Here is a 3,838-nt window from a genome sequence, read left to right on the forward strand (position 1 = left end):
GGCTCGACCTCGACCATCGGGGGCTCCTCCCTCGAGCAGGGCTCGAACGCGTACTTGCACCTGGGGTGGAACCTGCATCCGGGCGGCGGCTGTATTAGATCAGGCGGGACGCCGGGTATAAACTCTAGCTTCTTCAGCTCTTTCCTGAGGCTGGGTATGCTGTTGATCAGGGCCCTTGTGTAGGGGTGCAGAGGGTTGTTGAAGACCTTGTCCGCGTCCCCTATCTCGACTATCTTACCGGCGTACATTATAGCTACCTTGTCCGCTATCTCCGCTATCAGGCTCATGTCGTGTGTGATGAGGATTATCGACATCTTCAGCTCTCTCTGAAGCCTCTTCAGCAGGTTCATTATCTGCGCCTGCACGACGACGTCTAGAGCCGTGGTCGGCTCGTCGGCGATCACGAGTGGGGGTCTGAGAGCTAGAGCCATGGCTATTACGACCCTCTGCTTCATGCCACCGCTCAGCTCGTGCGGGTAGCTCCTCAGCCTTCTAGGGTCGAGACCCACCATCTTGAGGAGCTCGGCCGCCTCTTGGAGGGCCTCCCTCTTCGTGAGGCCCTTGTGTAGCATTAGGACCTCGGCGATCTGGTCTCCAACCGTGTAGACTGGGTTGAGCGCGTTCATGGCGCCCTGGAAGATCATCGATATGCCCTTCCACCTCACCTTAACCCTGAACTCCTCCTCCGGCATCTTCAGGATGTCCGAGCCCATGAAGGATATCCTGCCGCCGACGATCTTGCCGGGCGGGGGGACGAGCCTTATGATTGAGTAGGCGAGAGTGCTCTTACCGCAGCCGGACTCCCCTGCTATACCGAGTACCTCGCCTTTGTTGAGCTTGAACCCCACGTTGTCGACGGCCTTGACTATACCCTTCGAAGTGTAGAAATAGGTCTTGAGCCCCTCGACCTCTAGTAGCACTTCACTCAACTCAAACTACACCCGTTTCGCGCTAATGTATATGGATACGGAGCGTATATTTTAAAATGTTTTCATCTTATACCGCTCGCAGCCAAGAGTAGGGCCGAGCGCTTTGACGGGGGCCTCACTACTCTCTCCCCACACAGGCGTGTCGATGCGTGTAGTGTTCGTTGTGAAACGGTCTTAAGTCTCGTGCCCCCTAGATTAGAGGTTGGTGCCACGGCTTGAAGAGGGAGTTGCTCGACAAGTTGATACCCGAGTGGGCTAGAGACCTGTACTCGAAGAGGATGTTCTCGATCCGCGACCTGTTCAAGAACGACAAGGCGATCATTGGCATGGTCCACCTGCTCCCGTTACCCGGCGCTCCAGGTTACAAGGGTTGGAGCATCGACGTAATCGAGGAGCACGCGCTGAGGGAGGCGAAGATCTACGAGGAGAACGGCGTTGACGGCGTGATAGTCGAGAACATGTGGGACCTCCCCTACTACAGCGGCGCCTCCCGCATACCGCCCGAGGAGATGACCGCCCACGCCGTGGTGGCTAGGCATGTGGTGAAGAACGTGTCGATACCCGTCGGGATAACCGTTATCCACAACGGGGGGAGGGTAGCACTCGCGATAGCGAAGGCCTCCGGAGCCAGGTTTATAAGGGTCTGCCTCTACACGGGGGCGGCTGTCTGGGACACCGGGGAGTTCGACCACGGGGTGGCCGCAGACCTCGTGAGGCTGAGGAAGGCCCTCTACGCGGAGGACATCAAGTTCTTCGTAGACGTGGTCAAGAAGCACAGCGTGATGTTCCCCGGCATAGACATCGTGACGCACGCGAAGTGGGCCGACTTCTACCTAGCCGACGCTATCATCGTGACTGGGAGGATGACGGGCGAGGAGCCCTCGGTGGAGGACGTTAAGCTCGTCAAGTCGATCGTCGGCGACACGCCCGTGCTCGTAGGTAGCGGGCTCACCCCGGAGAACGCCGAGAAGCTACTCAAGTACGCGGACGGGGCAATCGTGGGCACGTACTTCAAGGTCCACGGACTGACCCAGAACCCCGTCGACCCTGAGAGGGTGAGGCGCCTCATGAGCGTCGTCAACAGAATTAGGGGTAAGGCTTGAGCGAGAAGCGCGTCTTCGTCTACGGCGACCTCAACCTCGACGTGATATACTTCCTCGACACGGACGAACTGGTGTTCAGGGACGTCTCGTATGTAGCGAGGAGGGGGCTTTACGCCCCCGGAGGAGTGGCGGGCAACCTCGCCGTGGCTGCGAGGAGGCTAGGCTCCAGGACGAGCGTGATAGCAAAGGTCGGGGAGGACGTGGTGGGGATGGTGCTGGTCAAAGACTTGGAGACCGAGGGGGTAGGGGTAAGGTACGTGGCCGCTACTCGCGAGGAGCCCACGGGCGTTATGAGCATATTGGTCAAGCCAGGTGGAGGCAGGGTCATAGTCGGGTACCGAGGCGCCAACAAGCTGAACACCCCGAGTAACGAGGTGATAGAGAGCGTTGTGTCGAGCGCTGACGCCGTCTTCGCCTACGGGTTCGCGGCCCGTAACGTGGACAGGGGCGAGTCGCTCGTGGGGCTCCTCACGAGGGCTAACAGGGAGTCGGTTGTAACAGGGCTAGACCTGAGCGGCTTCAACAAGGGGGACAGGAGCCTCTTGCTCAAGCTCAAGAAGAGCGTCACCTACGCGTTCATCAACCTGGACGAGCTGGAGGAGCTCGTAGGCTCGGCCTCCTTGTCGGCTGCCGAGGCGCTGTACAAGAGCCTCGAACCAGAGGTCCTCTTCCTGAAAATGGGGGAGAGAGGCTCGATGGCGATAGCCGGGGACAAGAAGGTGTCTGTGAAGGCGTTCAACGTAAGGGCCGTCGACACGACCGGCTCCGGAGACGCGTTCAACGCTGGAGTGCTCTACTCGTTGCTCGAGGGGTTCGACCTAGACAAGGCCCTGCTATACGGTAACGCGATGGGGGCTTACAAGGCGCTGGGCGTGGGGGCGAGACACTTACCGAGGTCCCTGAGGGAGCTCGAGGAGTTCATCGAGGTGGTAGGCAGGCTCAGCGGGCGGCACGCGCTCTGATCACGAGGAAGCTGGCGCCTGGTGCTAGGCCTAAAACGGGCGGCTCGAGGACCTCGGGCGACCCTGGCGGGCTGCGGAGGGTGGAGACCAGCAGCTCCGTCTCGAACCCCGAGAGCTCGAGCATCCCGGTTAACTCGCTCAGCGAGTAGAACCTGGCGTGCGAGTAGAACTTGTGCCCTCTCTCCTTGAGCCGGCTGTAGAAGGTGCCCCATGGACTGTCCCTAGGTATGAACCCCACCACCAGCCTGCCCTCGGGCTTCAGTATTCTCCTGGCTTCTCTCAGCGCCTTCAAGGGCTCGTCGAGGAAGCATATGGTTATGATCACGAAGACCCCTCCAAAGCTCCCGTCCGGGAACGGCGTGGACTCCGCGAAGCCTTTGACCACCCTTACCCCGCGCCGAGAGGCGAGCTCCAGTAACCTCTCGGAGGGGTCTAGGCCGACGTCTACACCTAGCGGTGCCGCGAACCTCCCGCTACCCACACCGATCTCCACCCAGGGCCTAGGGACGCCACGTGAGGCTAGCTCGACGGCCCACAGCTCGGACCTGTATATGTTGGGGTGCTCATCGTACCAGTTGTCGTACTCAAGCCAGAACTTCTCGAAGGGGTCGACTACCATGACGGCCACAACCCGAGTAAGTTGGGTCTCACGACTGCCCGCCCACGTTTACACGACAAAACTCGGCCGCGAGCGAAACGTGTGTGGGTGAATACGTCCCCGACCTACTCATCCACAGGCCTAAGCCTGAGTTGTAGGTCCGGAAATAATATTGTTCCAGGAGAACTTATATATGTGTCGGGTGAAACCCTTTGAAGGCCCTCCTCTTAAAGGGCCCGCGAGAGC

4 protein-coding genes are annotated in these 3,838 nt (G+C 59.7%); 2 read left to right on the forward strand and 2 right to left on the reverse strand.

The features are described 5' to 3' along the window. The coding region (locus ACP5VX_RS06440; protein WP_428725062.1) for an ABC transporter ATP-binding protein at positions 1–929 on the reverse strand (929 nt) is incomplete at its 3' end. Between the two features lie 215 nt (positions 930–1,144). Here ACP5VX_RS06440 and ACP5VX_RS06445 point away from each other — a divergent pair. Beyond that, positions 1,145–2,032, forward strand: a complete 888-nt coding sequence (locus ACP5VX_RS06445; RefSeq protein WP_428725063.1) for a BtpA/SgcQ family protein — start codon at positions 1,145–1,147, stop codon at positions 2,030–2,032. Further along, complete coding sequence (locus tag ACP5VX_RS06450) at positions 2,029–2,994, forward strand: carbohydrate kinase family protein (protein WP_428725064.1); 966 nt, start codon at positions 2,029–2,031, stop codon at positions 2,992–2,994. Before ACP5VX_RS06445 ends, ACP5VX_RS06450 begins: the two co-directional genes overlap by 4 nt. On the opposite strand, the gene ACP5VX_RS06455 is transcribed toward ACP5VX_RS06450, so the two are convergent. Beyond that, positions 2,972–3,613 (reverse strand): class I SAM-dependent methyltransferase, encoded by a 642-nt coding sequence (locus tag ACP5VX_RS06455; RefSeq protein WP_428725065.1) that lies wholly within the window; start codon positions 3,611–3,613, stop codon positions 2,972–2,974. The genes ACP5VX_RS06450 and ACP5VX_RS06455 overlap by 23 nt on opposite strands. Between the last annotated feature and the right edge of the window lie 225 nt (positions 3,614–3,838).

Source organism: Thermogladius sp. (genome assembly GCF_049970955.1).
Classification (GTDB): domain Archaea; phylum Thermoproteota; class Thermoprotei_A; order Sulfolobales; family Desulfurococcaceae; genus Thermogladius.